This is a genomic window from Haliscomenobacter sp. (genome assembly GCF_033763495.1).
GTDB lineage: Bacteria > Bacteroidota > Bacteroidia > Chitinophagales > Saprospiraceae > Haliscomenobacter.
This window is the reverse complement of sequence record NZ_JANRKL010000227.1, coordinates 1-24,421: the sequence shown is the minus strand read 5'-3', so window position 1 is coordinate 24,421 and position 24,421 is coordinate 1. Positions and strand designations below refer to the sequence as shown.

At 47.6% G+C, this 24,421-nt stretch carries 7 protein-coding genes and 1 CRISPR repeat array; of the genes, 3 read left to right on the top strand and 4 right to left on the bottom strand.

Annotation, left to right across the window (positions count from 1 at the left end):
* Positions 1-88 precede the first annotated feature (88 nt).
* The 3 genes from SFV55_RS26765 to SFV55_RS26755 all read left to right on the top strand — a co-directional run bounded on the left by SFV55_RS26765 (position 89) and on the right by SFV55_RS26755 (position 15,736).
* Positions 89-9,796 carry a right-handed parallel beta-helix repeat-containing protein gene (locus tag SFV55_RS26765; RefSeq protein WP_320032656.1) on the top strand — a complete coding sequence of 3,236 codons (9,708 nt, stop codon included), beginning with the start codon at positions 89-91 and terminating at the stop codon, positions 9,794-9,796.
* A 16-nt stretch (positions 9,797-9,812) separates the two neighbouring features.
* On the top strand, positions 9,813-13,886 hold the full coding sequence (locus SFV55_RS26760; protein WP_320032655.1) for an RHS repeat-associated core domain-containing protein: 4,074 nt from the start codon (positions 9,813-9,815) through the stop codon (positions 13,884-13,886).
* A gap of 71 nt (positions 13,887-13,957) precedes the next feature.
* Entirely contained in the window at positions 13,958-15,736 is a 1,779-nt protein-coding gene (locus SFV55_RS26755; protein WP_320032654.1) for a T9SS type A sorting domain-containing protein, read from the top strand.
* A gap of 291 nt (positions 15,737-16,027) precedes the next feature.
* Positions 16,028-18,254: direct repeats of the CRISPR family, unit length 36 nt; unit sequence GTCGAAGTGCCCTTTGTCAGCACATATCACTCCTAC.
* Between the two features lie 279 nt (positions 18,255-18,533).
* Here the strand turns inward: SFV55_RS26755 and cas2 are convergent.
* The 4 genes from cas2 to SFV55_RS26735 are packed head-to-tail and all read right to left on the bottom strand — an operon-like array spanning position 18,534 to position 23,000.
* On the bottom strand, positions 18,534-18,836 hold the full coding sequence (gene cas2, locus SFV55_RS26750; RefSeq protein WP_320032653.1) for a CRISPR-associated endonuclease Cas2: 303 nt from the start codon (positions 18,834-18,836) through the stop codon (positions 18,534-18,536).
* A 60-nt stretch (positions 18,837-18,896) separates the two neighbouring features.
* On the bottom strand, positions 18,897-19,901 hold the full coding sequence (gene cas1, locus SFV55_RS26745) for a CRISPR-associated endonuclease Cas1 (protein WP_320032652.1): 1,005 nt from the start codon (positions 19,899-19,901) through the stop codon (positions 18,897-18,899).
* 3 nt (positions 19,902-19,904) lie between these two features.
* Positions 19,905-20,972 carry a reverse transcriptase family protein gene (locus SFV55_RS26740; protein ID WP_320032651.1) on the bottom strand — a complete coding sequence of 356 codons (1,068 nt, stop codon included), beginning with the start codon at positions 20,970-20,972 and terminating at the stop codon, positions 19,905-19,907.
* Positions 20,973-20,975: 3 nt separating this feature from the next.
* Positions 20,976-23,000, bottom strand: coding sequence for a hypothetical protein (locus SFV55_RS26735; RefSeq protein ID WP_320032650.1), 2,025 nt, complete (start codon positions 22,998-23,000; stop codon positions 20,976-20,978).
* Positions 23,001-24,421 lie beyond the last annotated feature (1,421 nt).

The following is a 24,421-nucleotide window of genomic DNA, read 5'->3' as shown; positions in this document are numbered from 1 at the left end:
TACGTTTTTAATCCACATTTAACACTAAAATAACATTACCCCTTCTTTACTTCAAAATGATTATTTATATTTGTAAAAAACTACTCCTATGCCCTATAAAAGAACACAGCCTATACTTTCCCTCCTTATTTTATTCGCGGCTACAAGCAGTTTAGCACAAACTACCATCAACACTACCATCAACAGCAATACCGTATGGACAAGCGCCGGGAGCCCTTATCTACTAGGCAGTAGCGCGGCGGTTGCAGCTGGTGTTACGTTAAGCATCCAACCTGGAGTAGTGGTTAAATTCACCAGTGCAAACGATGAATTTGTGGTCAATGGCAACATCGTAGCTCAGGGTACCGATGCTCAACCCATCATTTTCACCTCCGCTAAAGACGATCAATACGGTGGCGACAGCAACAAAGATGGGGCAGCAAGCAAGCCAAGCGACCAAGATTGGGAGTCTATTCAAATCAAAGCCAGCAGCGGTTCAGGAAGTATCTTTTTCAAATGCCAATTTCGTTACGGGGGCTATTATTTTGGTACTAGTGCGGCCATTGATGTAGAAGGCAGCAGCCCAACCATCAGCGAATGTATTTTTTTCAGTACGCACAAGTCCATATACGTTCGGCAAGGCGGAAAACCAACAATCAACAAGTGCCGATTTGAACGTACCACAAAAATGGCCATCTCGGTTTCATTCGGTAGTCAACCCTTGATGGCTGAAAATACCTTTGTCCAAAATGGGATCAATGGTTTGGGGATTGTTGTAGGTACTTATGCTGGGCCAGCGAATTATACCCTGAAGAAGATTGATTCAAATACCTTTCCCTTTGCTTCTTATGTTATTGATGATGGACTAACCCTCAATCAAGATGTCAGTTTGACTATTGAGCCGGGTGTGGTAATCAAGTTTGCTACTCAATACGAAGAATATGATTTCAAAGGGAACATCAAGGCTGAAGGAACCAGTGCTGAACCCATCATTTTCACTTCTGTAAAGGACGATGAATTTGGAGGAGACACCAATAATGACGGCACCACTGCCAAACCTACTGACCGAGACTGGGGGACCATTGTTGTTCGTACTACTGCAAGTAGTTTCAAAAATTGCCAATTCCGTTTCGGGGGATACTACTTCAATCAGCAGGCTGCACTGTTGATAACAGCCAGTAATCCAACCATTGAAAACTGTATCTTCTTCAAAGATGATAAAAGTATTTACGCTACCTCCGGCGCAGCGCCAATCATTAAAAATTGTATTTTCAGAGAAAATACCACTGTTCCTGTCTCCGTTGCTTTGTCCTCCAATCCTTTTTTCGAAAACAACAATTTCATCAACAACAAAATCAATGGACTTGGTATCGTTTCTGGAACGTACACTGGGCCAGCAAATTATAGCCTCAAAAAAATAAAACCAGAGCAATTCCCCTTTGCCTCTTATGTTATTGAAGATGGACTAACGCTCAATCAAGATGTAAATCTGGCCATAGAACCAGGTGTGGTCATCAAGTTTGCTACTCAATACGAAGAATATGATTTCAAGGGGAACATTAAGGCTGAAGGAACCAGTGCTGAACCCATCATTTTCACTTCTGTAAAGGACGATGAATACGGTGGAGACACCAATAATGACGGCACCACTGCCAAACCTACTGACCGAGACTGGGGGACCATTGTTGTTCGTACTACTGCAAGTAGTTTCAAAAATTGCCAATTCCGTTTCGGAGGATACTATTTCAATCAGCAGGCTGCGCTGTTGATAACAGCCAGTAACCCCACAATTGAAAACTGTACCTTCTTCAAAAATGATAAAAGTATTTACTCAACCGCCGGCGCTGCGCCAATCATTAAAAATTGTGTTTTTAGAGAAAATACTACGGTTCCTGTCTCCGTCGCTTTGTCCTCCAATCCTGTTTTCGAAAACAACAATTTCATCAACAACAAAATCAATGGACTTGGTATTGTTTCTGGAACGTACACTGGGCCAGCAAACTATACCCTCAAAAAAATAAAGCCAGAGCAATTCCCCTTTGCATCATATGTCATTGAAGATGGACTAACACTCAATCAAGATGTAAATCTGACCATAGAACCAGGTGTGGTCATCAAGTTTGCTACTCAATACGAAGAATATGATTTCAAAGGGAACATTAAGGCTGAAGGAACCATTGCTGAACCCATCATTTTCACTTCTGTAAAGGACGATGAATACGGTGGAGACACCAATAATGACGGCACCACTGCCAAACCTACTGACCGAGACTGGGGAACCGTTGTTGTTCGTACTACTGCAAGTAGTTTCAAAAATTGCCAATTCCGTTTCGGGGGATACTACTTCAATCAGCAGGCTGCGCTGTTGATAACAGCCAGTAACCCCACAATTGAAAACTGTACCTTCTTCAAAAATGATAAAAGTATTTACTCAACCGCCGGTGCTGCGCCAATCATTAGAAATTGCGTTTTTGAAGAAAATACTACCGTTCCTGTTTCCGTCTCCTTATCCTCCAATCCAGTCTTCGAAAACAACAATTTCATCAACAATAAAATCAACGGACTTGGCATTGTTCCCGGCACTTACACCGATCCAGCCAATTATACCCTCAAGAAAATAAAGCCAGAGCAATTTCCTTTTGCATCTTATGTCATTGAAGACGCACTAACCCTTAATCAAGATGTCAATCTGACCATAGAACCTGGTGTGATCATCAAGTTCGCTTCACCATATGAGAATTACGACTTCAAAGGCAGCATCAAGGCCGAAGGAAGCGCTACCGAGCCCATCATTTTCACATCGATAAAAGACGATGAATATGGCGGAGACACCAACAACGATGGAGCAACAGCGAAACCTTCCAACCGAGATTGGGGAAGGATTATACTGCAAAACAACCAAAGCAGCCTGAAATTTTGCACCTTCCGCTACGGTGGCTACTATTCTGATTCCGATGCAGCCGTTAAAATTAGCGATACGAGAAGCCCGAATATTTCCGATTGTCAATTTTTCAGAGTCAACCGTGGAATAACAGTAGGGATTAACGCCTCCCCAAGCATTTCCAATTGCAATTTTACGGAATCAGAAAACGCTCCCATTTCCGTTTATCTCTCGAGCAAGCCGAAATTGAGCAACAATACTTTTGTCAACAACGGAATCAACGCGATTGGGCTGATTGGGGGTACCTATAATACCGCTGGGTTATATACGCTGAGCAAAATTGTAGATGCCAACAATGGCAGCAATAACGCCTATTACCTGGAAGAGAGCATGACGCTCGAACAAAGTGTGTCCCTTACCATTGAGCCGGGAGTCATTCTAAAACTCAAAGGAGAGAACAATGGCAGCAGGGTTTCCATTACCGTAAATGGGAAATTAATTGCCAAAGGCACAGCAGAGGATCCCATTATTTTCACTTCTTCACGGGATGATGCTTTTGGCGGAGATACCCACAACGATGGAAAAAACACCCAAGCAGGACTAGGGGACTGGTATAGCGTGATCATTACCTCCGCCAGTGGAACAGGCAGCTCATTTGAACATTGCCAGTTCAGGCATGGGGGCTATCTAAACGATTTTCCAACCGACCAATACGGTGCTATCCGTGCTTTGGGTACGAGTGCACCAAGCATTAAAAACTGTAGTTTTTTCAGCAATGCTCAAGGAATTGTGGTGGGCAATGGATCGAAACCCAATATAGCTGATTGTACCTTTACGGCAAGTGGTTGGACGCCCATTTCTGTAGCACTTGGTGCTTCGCCGGTATTTTCCAATATTGTTTTTACCAGAAACACCATCAATGCGGTCGGTATCCTTCCGGGAGAGTATACGGGAACAGGTACTTACACCCTAGAAAAGCTCAGTTTGGCGGGGATTGACAATATCCCCTACTACATACAACAAGACATTACGCTAAGCAAAGACATCAGTTTGAAGATTCAAGCAGGTGTAATCCTTAAATTCAATAAACCCGACAATGCAGGACAGAATGTAAGGGTTAAAGTAGATGGGGTACTTACCGCGGAAGGAACAACAGCAGAACCCATCATCTTTACCACTGAAACGGATGATGAATACGGCGGCGATACCAACAATGATGGCAGCCTTAATAAGCCTGGTCTTGGAGAATGGTATGGATTTATTATCGCCAACGAAAGTAAGGACAGTAAATTCAGCAACTGCATTTTTAGGTACGGAGGTTACTACAACTATAGTAGCGAGAGTGGCTTCGGCGCCATTCGATCACTTGGCAAAAGTAAACCCACCGTCAGCAATTGTACTTTTTTCAAAAACTCCGAAGGAGTAGTAGCCGCAGGATTCTCCACCCCCAAAATCAGTGGCAATAGCTTTATTGATTGTGGTTGGACGGCAGTATCCATGGCGCTTACCGCTAACCCCAGTTTGGAGGACAATAAAATCGACCGTTTGACCATCGGAGCCATTGGGTTAATTCCGACTACTTATAGCGATAAAGGAGATTTCATCTTAAAGAAACGAGACTTTGCAGGTATAAAAAACATCCCATATTTCACCAATAATTTTATCACCTTAGAAACAGGTTTCAATTGGGTCATTGAACCTGGGATTGTCGTCAAAGTACACGAACAAGAAGATGACTATTACAACAACCGGATCATTGTCAATGGCTCAGTCCGCGCCGAAGGCACCTTAGGCGAACCCATTGTCTTTACCTCCGCCAATGACGATGAATTTGGAGGCGACACTTATTTCAATGGTGCAGCAAACCCGGCTGAACGCGGAGACTGGCACGGTATCACCTTGAACAATAGCACCAATAGTCGCTTCAAATACTGCAAGTTCCGTTATGGTGGGTTTTCAACCCAAAACCCCCAATATGGTGCCTTACTGATCAACAACAGTGCTCCACCCTTGATCGCCAATTGTGAATTCGTTGCCAATACCCGAGGGATAGTGGTATCCGGAAGTTCCAATGCTACGATAGACAGTTGTGATTTCACTAAAAACAGAGTTGGGGTATACAAAGAAGGCGGTACCGTAAGGGTGAAAAACAGCAACATTTTTGAAAACATAGATTTTGGGGTACAAAATGCCACCACGGTCAATGTAGACGCCACCCTTAACTGGTGGGGCGATCCTACCGGCCCCTTACATCCCCAGAAAAACCCAGGAGGCAAAGGCAACAAAGTAAGCGACTTCGTGATGTTTGAGCCTTGGCAACAGCAAAAAGTGAGCTTCAAAAACGACCTCGGAATTTCCGCCATACTGGCCCCCAATACCGCATGTAACTTTAGCAACGCAGAAACCGTAAAGGTGTCCATTACCAATTTTGGGAGTCAAGTTCAAAGTGGATTTGAGGTAGTGGTGATGGTCAATGGCGTAGAAGTTGTGCGCGAAAATGTAGGGGCGTTTCAAGTCCTGAACCAAGCCACAGCCGACTATACCCTACGCACGAAAATCAACCTATCGGCCTATCGGGATTACGACCTCAAAATTTTCACCAACCTGAACACTGAGCAAAACATCTTCAACGACAGCAAAGAAAAGACCATCCGCAATTATCGCTCGATTGCATCAAACGCCCAATTCAGCAGCTTACAACCCGCCAACAACGAGCCAGAAGTAGAAGCAAGCCAGCCCTTCTTTTCCTGGTCGCCCATTGAACATGCAGCAAGCTACGACCTATACTTATGGCTGGCGATTGGCATAGAGCCAAGCGTGCCAACGGTGGCCAATCTCACGGGCTTAAGTTATCAATTCAGTCAAGCCTTGGTGTATGGCACCCAATACCGCTGGAAGGTAGTTGCCAGAAACCCCTGTTCCAGTGTCTCCAGCCCCATTCAAACCTTCAAAGTCAAAAGTTTACCCGACTTGATTGTCAAACAAATCAAAGTCCCCAATGCCCCCTTCTCCGGTCAGGTAGCAGAAATAACCTGGGAGACGACCAATCAAGGAACCAGCAGTACCGGTGATATCCGTTGGTACGATGCCGTTTATTTGTCTCAAGATTCGGTTCTAGATACCCAGGATGACTATTATTTAGGGGCAGTATACAATGACATTGCCCTCAACCCGGGTGAAGGTTACACCCAAATGGGACAATTCACCCTCCCCAAAGAAGTAGAGGACCGCTATTACGTGTTTGTCATTGCCGACAACTTCAATTACATCCGGGAGTTCAACGACAACAACAATACCCGGTTTACCGGAATTGACATCAAGCTGACCCCGCCGCCAGACCTTACTGTCAGTTCAGTCATTGCGCCATTCAATGCTTTTTCGGAACAATTCATTCCGATCTCTTATACCGTAAGCAACATTGGAAAAGGCCCCACGGTAGAAGGCGTTTGGCGAGACCGCATCTACCTTTCACCAGACCCGGAATTGGTGCCCAATCGTGCCATTGTACTTGGCAGCTATCCCCACAGCAGCAACCTACAGCCCGGGCAAACCTATACCCGCAAAGAAAACATAGCCTTGCCCAAAGGGGTATCGGGGCGATATTTTATTCATGTCACCACCGATCTTGACAACCAAGTTTTTGAATACGCCTACGAGAACAACAACAGTGGCCGGAGCGACACCATGGACATCACGCTGACCCCACCGCCCGATTTACAAGTAACAAGTCTACAGGCCCCACTCAGTGTAAGCAATGGAGAACGAGTAGCCATTCGTTGGACCGTCAACAACTTAGGCGCCTCACGCGCGAAAGGCAGTTGGGGCGATGAAATCTACATCAGCAAATCGCCAGTATTCAACAACCAGGCCATATACATTGGCTCCCAGTATCAGTACAATCGAGATTTGCTTCCGAACAGTTCCTACAGCGTCACCAGCGAAGTTGCCATCCCGAACAACATCAATGGCGCTTATTATTTCTTTGTAATGACCGATGTCAACAACAACATCTTTGAATACAACAAAGAAGACAACAACACCCGGCGCAGCGACCAAGCCGCCACGGTATTGAGTCCAGACCTGGCGGTACAAAACCTAAGCGCTCCCGGAAGCGCCATTTCCGGGCAAACGATCAATGTATCCTGGACCGTTCAAAACGCTGGCCCTGGAGCCCTAGCAAACGTCCAGCGTCGCGACCTGATCTACCTATCGCCAAGTTCGAGCTTTGAGGTCAGTAAATCCATCCGGCTCGATTCGATCGAATACGGAGGTGCACTGGAAGTAGCGCAAAACACCAGGCGGCAAAAAAGCATCACCTTACCCAATGGCATCAGTGGGCGATACTACGTAGTGGTTTTCACCGATGCCAACAACAAGGTATTTGAAAACGGGAATGAAAGCAACAATAGCGCATTAACCCTGGTTGACATCAGTTTGGCGCCCTGGCCAGACCTACAAGTCAGCAAGATCGAAGGCGTGCCCAGCAAAATGATAGCTGGGAATGCGGTACAACTTACCTACACCGTACAAAACCGAGGCGAAGGAAACATCAGCAACCGGGTTTGGAAAGACCGTTTGTACCTCTCCGCGTCCCCGATCTGGATGCCGGAATTTGCGAAACCACTCCAGGACGTTGATATCGTGCAAAGTTTATCACCGCAGGCATCGTACCTGCGTACGATCAATTTTAACCTCCCCATGTTGCCAGGCGCAGCGATGACCGGAGTATGTTACCTCTACATTTTTACCGACGCGATCAATGCCATTTACGAGCATACCGATGAAGGCAACAACACCTTGCGGAGTATCCCGATCAATGTGAGCGCCCCACCGCCGGTAGATTTGAACCTATTGAGTGTACAAGCAGACGTCAATGACACCCTGCAATCCGGGCAACGCGTCAATCTCCGCTGGACGGTTAACAACATTGGCTCTTCAACTGAAGTTTGGGATTACTACTACTGGTACGACGGGGTGTACCTGTCCAACGACCAGAAGTGGGATCCAGGCGATCGGTTCATCAGCGATTGGACAGAGCAGGGCCCTCTGGAAGAACAAGAAGACTACGAAGACCGGCAATCGTTTGTACTTCCACCCGGGATCAGTGGTGATTATTACCTGTTGTTGGTCAGTGACCATAAGGGTTTGGTGCGCGACGGAAATATGCTCAACAACGTACGTTCACTCCGCGAGGGCAAAGCCATACATTTCAAAAAACGCAACTATTCAGATCTGGCCATCACGGATTACCAAACCAGCCTCAATGCAGTGGCAGGCCAGCCCCTGGCGCTCAGCTGGACAGTAAAAAACGAAGGTGAAGGTGGGACTTTGGGCTCGAGTTGGGTGGACAAAGCCTACCTCTCCCAGGATGCCCGTTTGGACAATCTGGATCCAATCGTCGCAAGCGTCAACCGCGATGGAGCACTTAATCCCGGAGGAACCTATACCGTCAACACCGAAGCCAGCATCCCCATCAGCGCAAAAGGCAATTACCTGCTTTGGCTCAAGACCGATGCCAACAATACAGAGTATGAGGTGCCTTCGGAACAAAACAACCTCGTTTCTTACGCTATCAACGTAGTGGTACCGCCACCCGCCGACCTGCAAGTGGGTGCCATTGCGCACCCCGACAGCGTATTTGTCGGCAACGAACTGACGGTAGAATGGACGACCATCAACAAAGGCACCAACCCGGCCAATGGCCGCCGCCAAGATTTTGTCTACCTCTCCAAAGACAATCAGTGGGATTTGAGTGACCGCGTTTTGGGCAGCAAAATCATCAATGGCAACCTGCCCCCCGGTGGACAAGACAAACAAAGCATGAGCATGATGGTGCCGGGGCTCGAAAGTGGAATTTACCACCTCATTGTGCAAACCGACGGCCTGAACAACATCATTGAGCGCAACGATACCAACAACATTGGGGTATCCAGCAAGACCATTAAAATCGGGGTGAAAATCCTCCCCATCAATGTGCTCACCGCCGACCAACTCAGCAACGAACAAAACCTCTATTACAAAATTGAGGTAGTTGACTCCCTGGCTGGTGAAACCCTGTTGATTAGTCTGCAAGGCGATTCGCTCAATGGCGTAAACGAGTTGTACCTCAGTCACCAGAGCACCCCTACCCGATCCGACCACGAGTACGCCTCCAGCGATCCCTTCAAGAGCAAACAAACGATAGTAGTGCCCAATCTCCGAGCCGGGACGTATTACTTACTCGCTTATGGGAACAATCGAAAGGGCGCGGCGCAAAAAATCTCTCTACTGGCCAGGATTGTGCCCTTTGAAATTCGCAGTGTACAAGCCAAACAAGGCGGAAACACAGGCACTGTAACCGTCAAAGTAGAGGGTGGAAAATTTGAAGAAGCGATGTCCTGGAGTTTGAAATTGACGAGTGGGCCGGTCATCAATGCCCAGCAAGTGTATTTCATCAACTCTACCCAAGCCTTTATTTCCTTCAACCTCAGCGGAGCCGCGGTTGGTCATTACGATGTGCAAGCTCAAAAAGCAGATGGTGCCCTCGCCGTGTTGGCAAAAGGCTTTGAAGTCGTAGAGGGCTCAAGTTTGGGCAATGGTGTAGGCGCGGCCAACAATGGGTTTGTGTGTTCGATTGAGAATACCGATACGGAAGAGTTGATCAGCACGGCGGCGTTGCATCCGCCCAATACCCGGCGCAACCGAATTGTCACCATGCGGATTCAATACGCGAACGTAGGCAATGTGGACGTACCTACGCCGACTCGTTTCTTGTTCAGTCAGGAAGAAGCCCCCATTTCATTTGACCTTAAGGGCTTGGATCAAAACATTCATGAATTGCTGCTGGAATTTGTGGACAAAGACGGACCGCCGGGCATTTTGCGTCCTGGGAGTAGTGGCTCCATTGTGGTATATACCAAAGCGGTGGCTCCAATGCGATTTTTATTAACGGAATAACCTCAAAACCCAAGTTATGCGCAAGCAAGCTATTTTATCCCATATAAAATTAAAGGCGTTCATCATCAGCATTGGTTTATTGGCCTGGGGCCAGTTGACCTGGGCACAAGATGTGAACAATACCAAACCCAATATTCTTGGCCCAAATGGTGTGAGTGTCAATAGTTATTCGGGTAACCTGTTTCTCAACCGCAGCGATCTTTTCATTCCAGGCCAGGGCCTAAATCTCGAAATCGTTTTTGCCTACAATACTTCAAAAAGAGGCCGCGATTGGGGCTTTGGACGCGGTTGGGTTCTTAATTACAACATGGCCTGTATGCCTGATTCTGCGGGCATTGCACTGGAGCGCATGGATGGTCGGCGCGATGTGTTTACGAGAAAGAATGGCAGTCTTGTTGCCCCTGCTGGTGTGTTTGAAACACTGCAAGAATACGAAGTTGGTAAATTCAAATTGCTAAGCAAAAATGGCACTGCTTATTATTTTGAAAACGCAGCGCACCATCGGCTAACCAAAATCACAGACCGCAACAATAACACTCTGGCGCTTAGCTATACCGACACCTTGTTGGCCGAAGTGAGCGATGCAGCGGGACGTAAATTAAGCTTTACCTGGGCGCAAGGGCGTTTGCAAAAAATCAATACCAACACCAAACCTGCCCGTAGTATTCAGTTTCAATATGACAAGAGCGGCAATCCCATCCGGGTCATCAACCCTGGAGGTGGCACCCGCGAATACCGTTACGACGAAGCCAGCAAAATCATCACGGTCATTGATGAAAACGGCAACCCAGTCAACATCGATTACAACAGCAATGAAGCCGCAACCAAAATCAGCTCTTGTTTTGGCACCCAAAACATTTTTTACGACTACAACCAATACAAAACCCATGTGACTGAACGAGTGGCCAACGAATTGCAACTGACTACCTACGAATACGATACCCTCGGTTTGCTCAAAGCCCAAACGGGCAACTGTTGCGGCTACAGCATGCGTTTTTTTTATGACGCACAAAAAAACATCAGCAAAAAGATTGATGCCAATGGCAATGAAATGTTGTACACCTACGATGGGAAAGGCAACTTGTTGCAATCCGTAGACGCCCTGCAACAGATCGAGCAATGGCAATACGAACCTGTTTTTAACCAGATCATCAAAATGACGGACAAGAATGGCAATATTCGTAATTATGAATATGATGCCAAGGGCAACTTGACCAAAATTACGCACCCCTTGGGTATTATTGAATCTTATACCTATGATGAATCAGGGAATCGTATTCGTTACACTGATGGTAACGGCAATACAACCCATTATGAGTACAACTCCTCTGGGTATCTGACCAAAGTTACTGACCCCAATCAAGGCATAACCCTCAATGAATACGATGAACTTGGCAATTTACTGACAAGTACTGACCCCAATCAGCATAAAACCCAATGGGTGTATGACGACCTGAACCGGATCATCACTACTATTGATGCATTAAATCAGTCAGAAACTTATGAATATGACAATGTAGGCAATGTACTTTCTTCAAATGACAAAAGTGGCAATCAAACCCAGTACACCTACGACGCTTTGAATCGCCTCACCCTGATTAAAAACGCTTTAGGTGGCACCCAACTTTTTGAATACGACGTCCGTGGTAATCTGCGCCGTTGGGTAGATGAAAACAAAAACGTCACGCAATACAGTTACGACCTACTAAATCGGCTGGCAGAGGTCAAAAACGCACTAGGGGAACGTACCATTTTTGACTACGACAACAATGGCAACCTCACTGGTGTCATCCTGCCCAATGGCAATGAGATGAGCCTGAGTTACGACAAACTAGATCGTTTGAGCGCGGTGCAGGATAAAATTGGCCTACTGGCGCAAATGGGTTACGACAAAAACTCCAACCGCATCAGCTTTACCGACGCCAATAGCAACACTTATACCTTCAGCTACGATGCCCTTAATCGATTGATCAAACAAGCTGATCCACTGAATGGAGAACTTAACTTGAGTTATGACAAAAACAGCAATGTCAATACACTTACCGATCAAAACGGGCATACTACCACTTACACCTACGACAAACTGAACCGTCGTATTGCGGTAAAAGACGCCATCAATGCAACATCCAACTACAGCTTCGACCCTGCTGGAAACCCGATGACGGTAATCGACCAAAATGGAAACCAAACCCAATACAAATACGATGCCCTCGATCGTCTGGTGGAAGAAATATACCCGGATGCCAGTACCATGCAATACCGCTACAATCCCACCAATCAGGTCATCAGCCGTACCGACAACAATGGCAAAATCACCACCTACACTTTTGACCCCCTCTATCGACTGACTGGACGCAGTTACGCCGATGGTAGTCAAGAGGGTTTCAACTATGATGCCAGAGGGAATCTGTTGAGTGCACAAAACCAATATGCCCTGGTGCGCTTCACTTATGATGCTCTCCATCGGCGCAGCACAGAAACCCTCAATACTTACCAAAGTAACTTCACTTATGACACCAAAAATCGAAAGCGCAGCATCACCTATCCCAGTGGCCGCAAGCTGAATTTGAACCTAGATGAACGCAATCGCCTCCAGGAAATCCTTGACCCACTGCTCGGTGAAACCCCTTTGGCCAAATTTGAATACAATCCTTTGGGGCAGCTCAGTAAACTCAGCTATGCCAATACTACAGTCAATGATATGACTTATGATGCCAATGCCCGCATCACTGGCTTGCAATATGCTTTCAAAAATCAAAACCAAAGCTACCAGTACAATTACGACAAACTGGGCAACCGCACCAGGGAACTCAACAACACCCAGGCTGATCGCTCGCGCGTTTACGCCTACGATGCCATCGACCGCCTGGCGCAGGTGCAGGAAGGCGTCATTAGTGGCAGCAATACCATAGTGAACCCCATACGCCAGGGCAAGTACACCTTCGACGCCATTGGCAACCGCAAAAGCGCCGAAGAGCAACAACAAAGCAAAACCTACACCAGCAACACCCTCAACCAATACACCAACATCAGCCAGGGCAACACCAACCGCAGTTTGAGTTATGACAAAAATGGCAACCTGACTTTTGATGGCCAGTTCAACCTGGGCTATGACCTTGAAAATAGACTGACTGCTGTCGACAATGGTACTACGGCCCTGTACCGTTACGATGCCCTGGGGCGCCGCATCCAAAAAATCATCAAGCAGGATACCACCTTCTACCTTTACAATGGTCTGGACTTGATTGAAGAGCGTGGGAACAAGGGTTTGCTCAAAGCGAGTTTTGTATACGGCGACAACATCGACCAGGTACTCTCCATGCAGCGCAGTGGCAAAAATTACTACTACCACTCCGACCCTCTGGGTTCAGCACGCAAAATCAGCGACGAGGCGGGCAATGTGGTGGAGCAATACGAATACGATGCGTATGGACAAGTGCGCTTTTTCAATGGTACTGGGCAGGTGCTCGGCACCTCGGCAATTGGGAACCCTTTTTTGTTTACAGGGCGGGAGTACGATGTAGAGACGGGCATGTATCATTATCGGGCGCGGAGCTTTTCAACAGAGTTGGGACGATTTGGGCAAAGGGATCCGTTGGGATTTGTGGATGGGTTGAATGAATATGCTTATGTTATAAATAATCCTGTAAATTTTGTTGACCCAAATGGAACTAACACTACGTGTCTTCAACAAGCTGTGCCAATTATCCAACAAATTGCGTCGATAGCTGCACTTACTGGTGTTGCAATAGCCGCGCTCCCTGCTGAAGTCATCACAGCTGCTGCTGTTTTAGCCACAGGTGCTGCTATTATAGGTACAGCCACCCTAATCAATCATATTTCAAGCCAAAATCAAACAGCTTCATCTGTCCATAATTCATCTATTAATCCCCCCAACTCTACAGGACAGCAACAAGGGCAACAGCAACAAGGGCAACAGAAAGGGCAACAGCAACAAGGGCAACAGAAAGGGCAACAGCAACAAGGACAACAGAAAGGGCAACAGCAACAAGGACAACAGAAACCAGAATATCGTGATCATTTCTTCCCTAAAAACGGCGTAGGAACACGACTTGATGTTAAGGGTTAATTCAAACTGAGATGAAAACAATAATTCAATTAATAATAACTGTTTTAGTCTTTACTCTAAACAGCTATTTATTGGCGCAATGTCCATACCCAAACCCAAACGGAGGCGAACCAGGGCCCGGTTACGGTTGTCCAAACTGCATACCCTATTTCCCCTGGCCCGGAAACCCATTCGGCTTCCCCGTCATCCACGCCTTTGACCCCAACGACATCGTAGGCCCACTCGGCTATGCCGATCAGCGTTACGTCAAAGCCAGGGAGAACCTGCAATACATGATCCGTTTTGAAAACGATCCAGATTTTGCCACTGGGCCCGCCCAAAGAGTAGTGGTGCGCATGCCTGTAGACCCGCGTTACGACCTTTACTCCTTCCGGCTCAACGAATTCGGCTTTGGCCAATTCCGTTACCAGGTGCCTGCGGATCAGTCCTTCTACCGCACCCGCATCACCAACACCGTTGATTCACTAGGCGTATTTGTAGACCTTACCGCGGGCATTGACGTACAAAAAAACGAAGCCTTCTGGATCTTTGAATCCATTGACCCTAAAACCGGGTTGCGCCCAGAAGATGCACTAAGGGGGTTTTTGCCCGTCAACGATACCACCATCAACCGTTTCAACGATACCCTCACCAAACGAGGGGAAGGTTTTGCCACCTTTACCATTTTACCCCACCAGGGCATTGCCAGTGGAGACACCTGCAAGGCCAAAGCCTCGATTGTATTTGACATCAACCCAGCCATAGCCACCAATTTGTGGACCAATATCGTAGATGCCATTGCTCCGCAGAGCAAGTTAAAGGCCATACCCAAGACCAGTCCAGCCAATACCATCTTGCTGCAGTGGACTGCCGAAGACGACCCCAAGGGATCAGGCCTTTCGTACTATGACCTCTACGTATCCAAAAATGAAAGCCCCTTTTACTTGTATCAGGGAGATATCGACACTACCTTTTTCCTGTTTGCGGGTGAAGCGCTGGCTAAATACGCCTTTTACGTTCGGGCTACCGATCATGTGGGCAACAAAGAAGCGCCCAAAAACATGGCTGAAGCAGCAACAACCCTGGGCGTAGTAGGTTCTTTAGCACTGAATTCCCCCCGCTTGGGCAGCAGCTATTGTAGCGGGGACACCCTCACTATCCAGTGGCAGGCGACCAATGCCGGAGAACGTTTTGCGCTGTATTACTCCGCCGATCAAGGAAAGACCTTCAGTTTGATCAAGTCTGAAGTCAGTGCAGGAACCAAGTACAGCTGGTACATCCCCAAAAATGCCACGGCAGGTGCCAATTCCATCATCCAAATCAGATCGCTGGACGATGATCGGTTTGTAGCCAATTCCGCCGTATTCAGCCTCTACCCTAGCCCACAAGTGGACTTAGGGCCCGATGTGCAATTGATCAAAGGGGATTCTGTAACATTGGCAAACAAGGGCAGTATGGGAGCCGGCTATCGCTGGTCGACGGGTGCAACAAGCCAAAGTATTCGGGTCAAAACTCCAGGCGTTTATAGCCTTGAGGTGGTCAGTGAAAACGGCTGCAAGAGTAGAGATTCGATCACGGTCAGTAGCTCGGTCAGCACCATCGACCCCGTATTTGTACAGTCCTTTAAACTTTTCCCAAATCCAGTAGAAAACGCTTTGAATGTTCAATTTGACCTCAAACAAGCGGCAAATTTGACGCTCATCATCCAGGATGCTCAGGGCAAACAAACCTTGCAGCGGCCGATTGGGAAAATTGGCGCGGGAAGGTTCACCCAACTGTTTGAGGTTGATGGGCTTTCCGCAGGTAGTTATTTGGTATTGGTGAAAAATGGGAATCGGAGGATCGCGGTTGGGCAGTTTTTAAAGTATTGATGCGTAGTTCTGAGGCGGGCACTTGTGGGTTGTGGGGCAGTTGGGTACGGCTCCTAGACAAGAACTTCCGCATAAAACATGAATCATCCCGAATTTACAAGTATCACAATGAAAAATTAGCACAAAGAACCCGAAGGCAGCACAAAGGACACAAAGACAAGCTTTTGACAAAGCAATATGCCTGGACTTTTTCCTATTTTGGATGTAAAGCCTCGCCCAATTTCGGCACACGAGAAGGTGTGAGGTGTGCGTGTGAAAGTGTGAGTGTGGGGAGCCTTGCGTTCGAAATTCCCGAAAGTGCCCTATGTCAGCACATACCACTCCTACTCATGAGCACACCAACAACCACCGCAACCATTCGCGTCGAAGTGCCCTATGTCAGCACATATCTCTCCTACTGGGTGTTTGCACTTTCACTAATCTGGCCTGTGTCGAAGTGCCCTTTGTCAGCACATATCCCGCCTACTTGGTTGAACCTAATTGGGCTAGCATATGCACAAGGCTTGTCGAAGTGCCCTTTGGCAGCACATACCACTCCTACCATTAACCAATTTATTTCACTAGCTGGTGGATAGTCGAAGTGCCCTTTGTCAGCACACATCACTCCTACAAAATCGGCATCACCACATTCAGCTTCAAGCTAAGGTCGAAGTGCCCTTTGTCAGCACATACCACTCCTACATAACTGGTAATGGTGAAGTCGTCGGAGACATGGTGTCGAAGTGCCCTTTGTCAGCACATACCACTCCTACTTGAAGCTACCCGCTTCTTTGAGAAGCATCTTTTGTCGAAGTGCCCTTTGTCAGCACATACCACTCCTACTCGGGCAGTGTGGGAGGCTAAGAATAAATCCGTAGTCGAAGTGCCCTTTGTCAGCACATACCACTCCTACCAATTTTTGTTTTCGGGCAGGTACGTCCAGTCAATGTCGAAGTGCCCTTTGTCAGCACATACCACTCCTACATTTAAAATGCCACGTTTAAATAAAGAACAACTCGTCGAAGTGCCCTTTGTCAGCACATACCACTCCTACCGATAACGGAAAGATTGTTCGACTGTCCGGCAAACGTCGAAGTGCCCTTTGTCAGCACATACCACTCCTACTTTTCTTTTGTTGTTATCGGTTTGGCAGCCGCCGGTCGAAGTGCCCTTTGTCAGCACATATCACTCCTACAAGGATACCTGAAATCCTTCGCCGTCTACAGCAAGTCGAAGTGCCCTTTGGCAGCACACATCACTCCTACTTTCAGAGCCATTCAATCAGTTGCCAAAAAAGAAGTCGAAGTGCCCTTTGTCAGCACATATCACTCTTACTGTAGTAATTTACAAACAATGACGGAAGAACAAAGTCGAAGTGCCCTTTGGCAGCACATACCACTCCTACTCGCGATAGACAGCTTCGCAATCCGCTTCGTTTTCGTCGAAGTGCCCTTTGTCAGCACATATCACTCCTACAACATTTTTTATTATCAGCGCGAAGGGGGCACGCAAGTCGAAGTGCCCTTTGTCAGCACATATCACTCCTACAATGGGCAACTATGATGCCTCAAGGTCTATGCTTCAGTCGAAGTGCCCTTTGTCAGCACATATCACTCCTACCGTCGGCAACGGCGAACTTGGGACGATTAATACGGTCGAAGTGCCCTTTGTCAGCACATATCACTCCTACTTTGATGGGGACTGCGACTACTGCAACGGCTCAAGTCGAAGTGCCCTTTGTCAGCACATATCACTCCTACTTCTTGAAGAACTCTTCCGAATTTATCGCTAAAGCGTCGAAGTGCCCTTTGTCAGCACATATCACTCCTACGTTAGTGTGCCGGTTGTCTCAGCTATTTTTCGTGGAAAGTCGAAGTGCCCTTTGTCAGCACATATCACTCCTACACAGGTATTTTGATGGTGACGTATGGCGTGCACAGCGGTCGAAGTGCCCTTTGTCAGCACATATCACTCCTACCGCTTTAAGATCATCTTCTCGCTGGTGGGATTCTTGTCGAAGTGCCCTTTGTCAGCACATATCACTCCTACACGAAACAAGCAAACAACTCACAAGGGCGATGATGTCGAAGTGCCCTTTGTCAGCACATATCACTCCTACGAGGGGGACGTGAACGCCATTCTTGCGCGCTTTGGTCGAAGTGCCCTTTGTCAGCACATATCACTCCTACAGTCGCCAAATAACGGCGGCACCCCCCAAAACAGTCGAAGTGCCCTTTGTCAGCACATATCACTCCTACGTTCCTTACACGTGCTTCTGGGAAAACCCAAGCCGGTCGAAGTGCCCTTTGTCAGCACATATCACTCCTACTTTCAAGGCCATGGGAAATAGCATGGGACAAGGAGGTCGAAGTGCCCTTTGTCAGCACATATCACTCCTACAGTCTTCCTGATCCTGGTGGCCGTGCTAGTGAGTCGAAGTGCCCTTTGTCAGCACATATCACTCCTACGCTCATGAAAAAGCTCATTGAATACGCCATTCCGTGTCGAAGTGCCCTTTGTCAGCACATATCACTCCTACCCTTAAAAATCACCATATGACTGATAATGAATAAAGTAGGAGTAGTTCAGCTGTAGATAACTCGGCGTACACGAACATAGGAGATTATCAAATTTGCAAAATTTGGGTTTGGGCAGGGGTAAAACCTGCTTTCCGAACCCCGTATCCCGTGCTGGTTTTCTCAGCACATTGCCCAATGTTGGCATCATTTTTCCAAAGATAATGGATGTTTTCAGCATGTCAAAGAACATTTTTAAAGTGACGAATTTGTTGGACGCCGCCCACCTCACTTTTCGCTTTTCAGATCACTAAGGTATGCAATTGCCCAGTCATTTCCTCCCAGCGTTCGGGTGTTTTTCCGATGAATTCCAGGTTGTCTTCGCTGTATTGGTGCAAAGGCAGTAGCAGAATGGTGTCTTCGGGCGACCATTCGGGGCTTTGGGGCAGCAGCAGAAGTTGGGCTTGCAAACGCCCTAGAGTCGACTCTTTGATTTCACCCAAAAACACCGAATACTGAATCCGATGCAGGCCGTAGCGCAGCAGCAGTTTGGCAACTTTGAGGCGCAAGCGATTGTGTACGATATCGTAACTGATCAGGTGCATGGTTTTTATTGTTTTGGTGTAGCAGCATTATTTCAAGCAGCCACATAGGGCTGCCGCTACTTATGGGGCAGCAGCGGGATCGGGGCGCTGTACCGTTTCTTGAATGTGTTTGGCCAGCATGGCGGCGGCGCGAAAAATCTGTGCCTCTCGGCTCATTTGGCGCTCCTGCCAACGCACCGCTTGTTTCATCCACTCGTTGAATTGTGGGATCAAAAAACGTTTGCCGTTGCTGTTGAGGAAAATGCCGCTAGAACGAGGTTCAAAATACCCCTGCTCCACCTGATCGCTCAGTACCAATTCCAGGATAAATCGATCAACCCAGGGTCGAAAAGCCTCAATGAGGTCATAAGACAAGGTGGGGCGGTCGTAGTCATCAACGTGCAAAATACCCAGGTGAGGGTCGAGCCCTGCGGCAAAAATACCCTGCTCCACTATCCCGTACAAAAAGCCATAAAAATAATTCAGCAAGGCATTAAAAGCATCTTGCGCTGGCCGCCGCGTCCGGCTTTTGAAAGTCCAGGCTGCGGGTAGTGCTGCGGCTACCGCCTGCCAGTACGCACGAGCTTGGCTGCCTTCCCACCCCATCAGGCCCGCGCTCCAGGTGCTAGAAGGTATCTGCTGGTGGGTATTCAAGGTCAGCAGTCCTTCTTGCAAAGCCAGTATTGCAGTTTGTAAGGCCCCCTCTTGGCTGCCACGACGGTCTTGCAAGTAAGTCAGGTTTTGCAACTGGTGCTGGGTTTTGTGCCGAAACTGCTCCAAGACCCAGCAGGAACCAGCCAGATCATCACTAAAGTAGACCTGCTTGCGGCGCAGAGTGGCTAGACTGTCGAAATAGGGGCTGCGCAAACAGGAACGAGCATCGCCAGTATCGTCGTAAAAGTAGATGGGGATGCCAGCATCAGCGGCCAATTCTATTGCTGCTGAACTAAGCAAACAGGGCGAAGTGATGGCAATGCTATGCAGGCTTTCTGGGCTGATCAGCCTGCGTTCGTCGCCAGTGCTCACCAAAAACACACCTTTTTCTACTTTCAGCGCCAGCCCGGTGGTATTGAGGATCATTTGCATGGGTCAAAATTTGAGGTGTTCATAACCAAATTCCAGCCAGGTCAGCGGGCCGAAGTATTCCGGCGGCTGCAAGGCCAGTTCAAAGTTGCGCTCCAGTTCCAGGTATTGGGGGGCTTCCGGGCCGAGGATGTGCCCAGCAAAAGCCAGTTTGCCCTGTACTTGTTGTTGCAATTCATTGAGCCAGGGAGTGAAGTGTACTTGCCCGGCACTGGTGCTGTATTTGGCATCTACGACCAGGCTCAGGTGTTCAATGGCGGCTTGCAATTGGGTGTAGTACTCGGCAGTGAGTGCAACATCCTGGTTTTCGATCAACAACCCGGTCACTTCTTTGGGTGCGCCACCGGGGGCAAAAATCCGGGTTTTAGCTGGGTTGATACGGTAATCGTACTGTTGCACGATGGCGCTGATTTCTTCCACATGTATTGCCTCAATCGGACTGTGCCCCGAAAAACTCATGTCGTCGGCATAGCGGGTATAGGCCCAACCCCGCTCCTTGGCATAATGTTGCAAATCCTGATCCAGAGGGATGGAAGCCAGGTTGCTCAAGATAGGGCTGGTAGGTGCGCCCATCGGCAAACGCCCCTTGTAACAACACAAACCAGCCAGCACCGCAGCTACATCGCGGGGAAAATTGAACAGGGGCGCCTCGAAGATTTCCAACACCCTTTCCTCGCTGATGGTGTGAAAAAAATCCTGCATGTCCATGTTCAACAACCAGGTACAACCCAAATGGACTCGCGCATTGCTGAGGATGTGGCGCGGCTGCGGATCGTCGACCGGATTGGTCAAAAAACCGTAGGCCGATTCGGTGCGGTGAAAAAAATACACGGCTTGCAAGAAGTCGTTGAGCTTGCGCAATGGCTTTTTGAGGGGCGGTTGGGGATCTTCTATCAACCGCTTATCGCCGTTTTTTTTCGGCACATAAAATTCCCGGTACTGCGGATGCTCGGCTAGCGAAGCCAACATGGTCGGTGCTCTGCGCAGCACAAAAGCCAGTTGATCCAGGCTGCGGCAAGCCAAAAAGCGCTGCGTCCGGGCTTGCATGCCCACAAGGGTGATGGCTAGTGGCATGGGTCAGTTGGTTTTGGGGAACGTGAATAAGTTTGGTGCGAGCGGCGGCTGAACGATCAAATTTTTGCGGCTGGTATCTCCTTGAATGGGCAAGGATTTTAGTTTTGTTTCTTGTCGGACGTCAAGATGCTTTGCTTCGATGACGGCAGGTTTATTGTCGAAAACCCAGGTTTTCAGCAATGGTGCCAATAGTGGGAAAGCCATTCCGATTGCAAAAGGTATCAACGCGTACCGCGTACGTAGATTCACTTCCTTCTGGTTGGGATAACTGGGGTTCTCACGAAAAATGCGTCGCGAAAAATAACCTGTAAAATACGAACTGAGCATCAGCCAAAGAATCCCAATTTCCCGCCAAGGGCTCTCAAATTGAGGGTAACTACTGATGCCATAAAACCCGATCAACAGGGAAGGCCCCAAAAAAGCCGCGGTAATATTGGATACCTGAGCCAGGCGGTTGTTGCGTTTGCGCTCTTGGGTTTGTTGGACGTAAGCATGTAGTTCCTTGATTTCATCGTCCAAATCCTTGACGTTTTTGCTCACGCTGGCCTGCTCTTGCAATCCCTCGTATAACTCTGAGCCCAAGGCTTGAGCTGTCACCTCCCGAAAATATATTTTATTCACAAACCGAATGTACTGCTTGTATAAGGCACTCACTTTTATGGGCAATTCATTGCCATTTTTATCGTCTTCAAGGCGGGATATGTGGGTAACCTCATCGGCAAAACGCTCTACGGTGGCTCTTTGCACCAAGACCAGTTCGACTAATTTGTAATAAATGCTTTGCAGGTAAGTCACCAAAAAGCCGCGGTTGCTTTTTTTCAACTCGGTCAAGTTGTTCGTCACCATGACCAGCGAATAAGCCGTAACCCCATAAAATGTACCTTGATCTCGCCAGCGCAAATTGGTACTGTTTTGCATGTTTTTCCAACGCAACTCGGCATTCTGACAGGTCATGGTTTTGGTATTTACAAAAACATATTTGTACCACCAGTCCAGGGCTGGTTCAATGGCAGCATGCTGGGGTTCAATCACTGCGTTTTTATACACCTGCTCGTAGCGAAAAGCCTCGCGCAATTGTGCCGAGAGTTGGGACTGGCCGTACCAACATACTACAAACATCCGATCGTCGAGCGCTGGGCTGATGGTATAACGCCCTTTGGTGTTGGCCTCTGGGTTGTCGTGGGTGCAAAACAAACCCTCGGGTAAAAATTCCTTGATGAACTTGGGCAACAAAAAAGGATTGTGTTTGAATTTCTCGTAATTGGTATAGTCTGCAAAATCTTCCATGGAGGTCTGCTCACCCAAGGTTACGGAGATGGATTCGGCGAGTACTTCGCGTTGGGCGCCTTGTTCACGTTTGCCGGCTACCCCTTTCAAACCTGCGGCAAAATTTTGATCCTTAAAAATTTCCTGGGTTCCAATCACATCTTGATCGATGTCGAAGTAAATGGGGTAAAGGCGGCGGCCAAATTGATTGATCGCCAGGATGTCTTCCGGGTTAGCCTGCTCCGCATGACGATTGTTGAGGTGAAAACTGAACACACCCACTCCGGTGTAATACAAGTGCAGAAAAAAGCTCTCAATTTCCAGTTCGTAGGGCTTTTCACGACCTTGCAATTTGATGTGGTAAAACATTTTGCCCCGGCTGGGTACATATTCAAAATGTTGGATCACATCCTTAGTCCCACTATTGGGAGTATACAAAGGGGAAGTGCTGCCAACCGGGTCGGAGTTGTCATCCCCTTTGGCCTCGTCTTCGTGCAAATCATACAAAATTTCCCGGACGTAGTCCAAAAAATAATTGTACTCGGAATAGCCCAAGAGGGTGTCGATTTTAAAGGCTTTGCTGCGCCAACGTTCGGGCACTTTGCGAAATTCTTCCACCAAAGGCTTCAGGTTGGTTTGTTTATCAAAAGAAGCACTGGCTTCCTCTTTTTGGGTAAAGGGTGCCCATTTAAAAGGGAACAAAAAAACATGATGGCTGAAGAGGGTTTCAGCCGGAGTTTTACTGGATTTGGCCTTGCTCATGACCTAATAGTTTTTGGAATGGAGCAATAAGAGGAATGCGTTCACTGTAGGTACAGGACGTAGTATGCTGGGTGTTTGCTGGTCTTGGTGTGCAAGTGCTACAAGATGATGTATTCGCTAATTCGTCGTGCTACATTTAGGGTAATGGTAATCGCTTCGAGCTTACTTCCTGGGTACTAATTTGGTTTCTTTGGATTGTATACATTAGACGTAACAAGCAAGTGGTAAAAAAAGATGCACAAAGGTTAAATTTTTATTTTTATATGTTTAAGTGGTTTGGTTTACAAAGAGTGAACGAATTTTATTTTATCTAAATGAATTGATGCCGGGTTTGTGCCATTTTGCTTAAGGTTTTACCTGCCACTACGTCGGGCGCTCGTCGATCCTTTTACGCTCGCTGCGCGAGCAGGCTCTACGATCGCAGATTCCTAGAGCCTACCTCTCCCTGACCATTAGCAAAAACGTGGCAGCTAGTCGAAGCGCCCTTTGGTAGCACATATCACTCCTACAAGAACTACGTGAAAGCACGATTCAAAAGGGGTTCTTCGAAGTGCCCTTTGTCAGCACATATCACTCCTACGTATATCTTGACCTTTGTCTGCACCTCATTGGTTGTCGAAGTGCCCTTTGTCATCACACATCACTCCTACAGCGGATCGGAGAATAACGTTTTTATCGACTTTCACTGTCGAAGTGCCCTTTGTCAGCACATATCACTCCTACAATTTACCAAAACATTTCAAAATCATGGCAAGTTTGTCGAAGTGCCCTTTGGCAGCACACATCACTCCTACAAAAAATTATTTTTTTTCGCGGTGCTGTTCCTGATGTCGAAGTGCCCTTTGTCAGCACATATCACTCCTACATCCCAAAACCTCACCATCAAAATCGGGGATAAAAAGTCGAAGTGCCCTTTGGCAGCACACATCACTCCTACCAACAAGTTATTTAAACAGAAAAGCTGAGCTCTCCAGTCGAAGTGCCCTTTGTCAGCACATATCACTCCTACGAGCTTACCAACCTCACCGACTCTAACTGGGAGTCGAAGTGCCATTTGTCAGCACATATCACTCCTACAAAACATGGAAAACATATTCAAACCAGCCTTCAAGTCGAAGTGCCCTTTGTCAGCACACATCACTCCTACAAATGACAAAATTCAACGCAGGTTTACGCCTCCTGTCGAAGTGCCCTTTGTCATCACACATCACTCCTACACTTAGCTCTTTACTCAGCTCAAGTACATCGTGAGTCGAAGTGCCCTTTGTCAGCACACATCACTCCTACCCGACATTGAACGCAATCGTAGGCTCTCTTCGGCCTGTCGAAGTGCCCTTTGTCAGCACATATCACTCCTACAATATATAAACTTTTTATGTGGCTTGAAGAGGACCTGTCGAAGTGCCCTTTGTCAGCACATA

Coding starts and splice junctions, on each gene's coding strand:
- SFV55_RS26740 (WP_320032651.1), bottom strand. CDS start 20,972: ATGCCACTAGCCATCACCCTTGTGGGCATGCAAGCCCGGACGCAGCGC.
- cas2 (WP_320032653.1), bottom strand. CDS start 18,836: ATGCACCTGATCAGTTACGATATCGTACACAATCGCTTGCGCCTCAAA.
- cas1 (WP_320032652.1), bottom strand. CDS start 19,901: ATGCAAATGATCCTCAATACCACCGGGCTGGCGCTGAAAGTAGAAAAA.
- SFV55_RS26735 (WP_320032650.1), bottom strand. CDS start 23,000: ATGAGCAAGGCCAAATCCAGTAAAACTCCGGCTGAAACCCTCTTCAGC.
- SFV55_RS26765 (WP_320032656.1), top strand. CDS start 89: ATGCCCTATAAAAGAACACAGCCTATACTTTCCCTCCTTATTTTATTC.
- SFV55_RS26760 (WP_320032655.1), top strand. CDS start 9,813: ATGCGCAAGCAAGCTATTTTATCCCATATAAAATTAAAGGCGTTCATC.